This window comes from Dietzia cercidiphylli (assembly GCF_014145145.1).
In the GTDB taxonomy this organism is placed as follows: Bacteria; Actinomycetota; Actinomycetes; order Mycobacteriales; family Mycobacteriaceae; genus Dietzia; species Dietzia natronolimnaea.
Genome location: NZ_JAALEA010000501.1, coordinates 1 through 4375 on the forward strand (window position 1 = coordinate 1; position 4375 = coordinate 4375).

Here is a 4375-nt window from a genome sequence, read left to right on the forward strand (position 1 = left end):
CGCCGGCCCGCCCAGCGCGCTGCTGGTGCGGGCCATGGAGCGGTTCGAGCGGCGGCCCGGGGTGCGGCTGTCGCGGGTCTCGGTCGACGTTCTCGGCCCGGTACCCGTGGCGGACCTGGAGATCGAGGTGCGCACCGTCCGGCCCGGCCGCAGTGTGGAGCTGCTCGAGGCCACCGCCTCCGCAGGCGGGCGGCCCGCCCTGGTGGCCCGCGGGTGGCGGATGCGGTCGACTCCCGAGGACTTCCCCGTGCACGGCGACCACACCGGTCCCGAGGTACCGGACGCGCCGCGCGAACGGGGGGCGATGATGTCCTTCGCGTACGCGGACGGATACCTGTCCGTGGTGGACTTCTCCTTCGACCACGGCGACGGCGACTCCCTCGGGCCGGCCCGCGCGTGGGGACGGAGCCGGCTCGACCTGGTCGACGGCGAGTCGATGACCGGGTGGCAGCACACGATCCTGGTGGCGGATTCGGCGAGCGGGATCTCCCTGGCCACCGACCCGCTCACGCATCCGGCGGTCAACTGCGACCTGGTGGTCTCCCTGCACCGGGAACCGGAGCCGGGGTGGGTGCATCTGGACTCCGAGACGGTGGGCGGCCCCGGTCGCGGCGTCATCACCGACACGCTCCTGTCCGACGACCGGGGACGGATCGGCCGCAGCGTCCAGAACCTGTACGGGCGCAGGGTCGGTTGAGGGCAGGGCCGGTTGAGGGCGCGGTCGGGTGACGGGCGGACCCGGGCCGAGCGGAGACCCAGGTCACCGGACTCGTCCCGCGTGTCGCACCGCAGGTAGAGTGGCTGGTCGGCCCGATTCCCCCCGATAGCAGACGAGGTACCCGCGCACGTGATCACCATCGACGACCTGGAGGTGCGCGCCGGCGTGCGCACCCTGCTCCACATGGACGGGTCCTCGCTGCGGGTCCAGCCCGGCGACCGGATCGGCCTGGTGGGACGGAACGGCGCGGGTAAGACGACGACGATGAGGATCCTCGCCGGCGAGGGTGAGCCCTACGCGGGCAAGATCATCCGGACCAGCGAGCTGGGGTATCTGCCGCAGGACCCGCGCGAGGGCAACATGGATCAGCTCGCGCGCAGCCGGGTCCTGTCGGCCCGCGGGCTGGACGTGCTCATGGCCGACATGACCGCTGCCCAGGAGCAGATGGTCTCCGCCCCGGACGACAAGGCCATGGACAAGGCCGTGCGTAAGTACGGGCGCCTCGAGGACGAGTTCTCCGCGCGGGGTGGGTACGAGGCCGAGAGCGAGGCCGCCCGCATCTGCAACAGCCTGGGGCTGGAGGACCGGATCCTCACCCAGAATCTGGGCACCCTGTCCGGCGGTCAGCGCCGCCGCGTGGAGCTGGCGCGGATCCTGTTCGCCGCCTCCGACGGTGCGGGCAAGTCGCAGACCATGCTGCTGCTGGACGAGCCGACCAACCACCTCGACGCCGACTCGATCACCTGGCTGCGCTCCTTCCTGGAGAAGCACGAGGGCGGACTGATCATCATCTCCCACGACGTGGAGCTGCTCGAGGCCGTGGTGAACAAGGTGTGGTTCCTCGACGCGGTGCGCGGGGAGATCGACGCCTACAACATGGGGTGGCAGAAGTACCTCGACGCCCGCGCCACGGACGAGGCCCGGCGCCGCCGCGAGCGCGCGAACGCCGAGAAGAAGGCCTCCGCCCTCAAGCAGCAGGCCGCCAAGCTCGGCGCCAAGGCCACCAAGGCCGCCTCGGCCAAGCAGATGATCCGCCGCGCCGAGACCATGCTCAACGAGCTCGACGAGGTGCGCGTGGCCGACAAGGTCGCGCACATCAAGTTCCCCACTCCCGCGGCCTGCGGCAAGACGCCGCTGTTCGCCAAGGGGCTCACCAAGATGTACGGCTCGCTCGAAGTGTTCGCCGGAGTCGACCTGGCGATCGACAAGGGCAGCCGCGTGGTGGTGTTGGGGTACAACGGTGCCGGCAAGACGACGCTGCTCAAACTGCTCGCCGGTGTGGAACGCACCGACGGCGAGGGCGGCGTCGTCTCCGGGCACGGGCTCAAGATCGGCTACTTCGCCCAGGAGCACGACACCCTCGACATGGACGCGACCGTGTGGGAGAACATCCGCCACGCCGCCCCGGACGCGGGGGAGCAGGACCTGCGCGGGTTGCTGGGCGCGTTCATGTTCACCGGCCCGCAGCTCGACCAGCCGACCGGCACCCTGTCCGGCGGTGAGCGAACCCGCCTCGCGCTGGCGGGGCTCGTGTCCTCGGCAGCCAACGTGCTGCTGCTCGACGAACCGACCAACAACCTCGACCCGATCTCACGCGAGCAGGTGCTCGACGCGCTCCGGTCCTATGAGGGCGCGGTCGTCCTGGTCACCCACGACCCCGGCGCCGTGGAAGCGCTGGAGCCGGAGCGGGTCATCATCCTGCCCGACGGTACCGAGGACCTGTGGAGCCAGGAGTACATGGAGATCGTCGAGCTCGCGTGAGTTCGAACACGCGGGTTCGACGTCGCCCGACGGGACCATCTGATAGACATTTCCCATGTCGACCGGAATGTTCAATGCAAATGACCAGCCGATTATCGAGCTGCTCAGCCCACATTCCACAGTCAGGTACGTGATCCCAAAGTACCAACGCGAGTACTCATGGGGAAAGAACCAGTGGGATGAGCTGTTCGACGACATCTACGAGTCTGAAAGTACCCAGGGACATTTCCTTGGCACCATCATCAGTCTCGCGAGATTATCCGGCGACGTCAATGAGCACGTCTTCGAACTCATCGACGGGCAGCAACGGATAACCTCCCTATCCGTTCTGCTTGCGACTCTCTACGCGATCCTTCGAGACAACAAGGCCGACCTCGACGATGATCAGCTAGCCGACTTCGTAGGACTCAAGAAGCAACTCGTGTCCTCCAAGGACGGGTTCCCAAGGCTACATCTCCAAGATCAGAACACCAACAATGATGACTACCGTTATCTTCTTCATTCTATTGGATTGATACCGGCAGCACCCAAGCCGGTAAATCATGGCAACAGGAGAATAGCGCTGGCTTTCGGACATTTTCGCAGGCGCGTCGATGCAATAACGAGGGACCTCACTGGTCCGGCAATTCTGGACGAGGTTTTCGCCCTTCTTAAGAAGATCAACCAATCAGTTATTGTCAACATTACTGTCCACAGCCATGCCAACGCTTTCCGACTCTTCGAGTCATTAAATAACAGAGGAATGCCGCTCACTCCGGTGGATATTCTAAAGAACACCGTACTGTCGGAGACTACTAGGGCGGGCAATTCAACTGACCTAGCCTTCGAGAAGTGGCAGCTCCTCCTCGGGTCACTAGGGGATAGCTATTCAACCCAGGAGCGCTTTTTCCGCCAGTATTACAACGCGTTTCGAAGCACCTTGGCGGGCAGTGACTCCTCACGCATCGCCACCCGGTCCAACCTTGTGGACCTGCACGAAAAGCTCATCAGCGTGAACGTGGGACGGTATATCGATCAGATAACGGCCGCCGGCGAGAAGTATTCCGTAATCCTTGGGCACACGAAAAACTCCCCATACGGGCCTGATCTTGACAAAGAACTCGAGTCCTTAAGACGCGCACAGGGCGCCGCTTCCTACATGCTCCTGTTACAACTTATGGCAAGACAAGATGACCTCGTTGTCTCCTCGAGAACTTTGACTGGGGTGACTCGATTGCTGACGTCGTTTTTCGTGCGGCGCAACATTACCAACACTCCACCAACCCACCGTATCGACCGCATGTTTATGGAGATCATAGAATCAAGCAAGAGTGCTCCAGAAGAACAGATTGAAGCCTTTATTCGGTCGAGGCTCGTAGCGGAGTCCGCCAGCGAGGCCGAGTTTTCAGCGGCATTGCGTGGTCCAATATACGAAGATAACGTAGATATGTTGAGATTCATTTTCGCATCTCTGGAAGCAGATCACTTCACCAAGGAAAACGAAGCAAATTTCTGGTCGAGGACCAGCAACAGGTATGACTGGACTATCGAACACATTCTGCCTCAATCCGACAACCTCGCGGGCGAGTGGGTTCGAGATCTAGGCGGCACTGGGGATGATGCGGCAGAACGAGCGCGGGAGGTTCAGGCCGAACTCGTTCACCGTATTGGCAACCTCACGTTCACCCGATACAACAGCAACTTGACGAACTGGGCGTTCACCAGGAAGCGCGACGCGATAGATGCGAAGGGCAACTACATCGGATTCAAGAATGGTCGATGGCTGAACAAATCCGTCGTGTCAGCTGACAGTTGGACGGCTCAGAAGATCAACGAACGCACTGAGATGCTCGTCTCGATGACAATGGAGAAGTTCGCCTTCTGACCTGACTTCCACAAGTTGACGCTGTTCTAGGG

Annotated in this window: 3 protein-coding genes; all 3 read left to right on the forward strand. The window is 62.9% G+C overall.

What is annotated here, in order from left to right:
* The coding region (locus G6028_RS16355; protein WP_182659499.1) for a thioesterase family protein at positions 1-697 on the forward strand (697 nt) is incomplete at its 5' end.
* 150 nt (positions 698-847) lie between these two features.
* Complete coding sequence (locus tag G6028_RS16360) at positions 848-2479, forward strand: ATP-binding cassette domain-containing protein (protein ID WP_182659500.1); 1632 nt, start codon at positions 848-850, stop codon at positions 2477-2479.
* Positions 2480-2534: 55 nt separating this feature from the next.
* Positions 2535-4343: a DUF262 domain-containing protein gene (locus tag G6028_RS16365; protein WP_182659501.1), complete on the forward strand. Its 1809-nt coding sequence runs from the start codon at positions 2535-2537 to the stop codon at positions 4341-4343.
* The last annotated feature ends 32 nt before the right edge of the window (positions 4344-4375 follow it).